Consider the following 295-nt stretch of genomic DNA (forward strand, 5'->3'; position numbering starts at 1 on the left):
TTCTCTTTGGTTCCCAAGACTTTATCCGCGAACGCATTCTCGACACCATTCGCAAAGCCGGCAATCGTGGCCATATTTTAAATCTTGGTCACGGCATCTTACCAGGCACTCCCGAAGAAAACGCCGCCTTCTTCTTTGAAACAGCTAAACAGGCGGACAAATTACTGGCTGTCCATGCCTGATATCAGGCATTGATGTAGAAGAAAGTGAAGAGAGGGAACTAGGAACTAGGGGTTAGTTAAAGGTGAAGAGTTAAACTCCTCCATCATTGGCTAGCCACTCCCACTTTTCACTT

Annotated in this window: 1 protein-coding gene; it reads left to right on the forward strand. The window is 46.4% G+C overall.

The annotated features are described in order from the left end of the window. Positions 1-182 (forward strand): uroporphyrinogen decarboxylase family protein (locus FLQ44_RS20080; RefSeq protein ID WP_206209018.1); only part of this gene is annotated, 182 nt, incomplete at its 5' end. Positions 183-295 lie beyond the last annotated feature (113 nt).

The sequence above is a fragment of the Vogesella mureinivorans genome, from assembly GCF_007644035.1.
Classification (GTDB): Bacteria; Pseudomonadota; Gammaproteobacteria; order Burkholderiales; family Chromobacteriaceae; genus Vogesella; species Vogesella mureinivorans.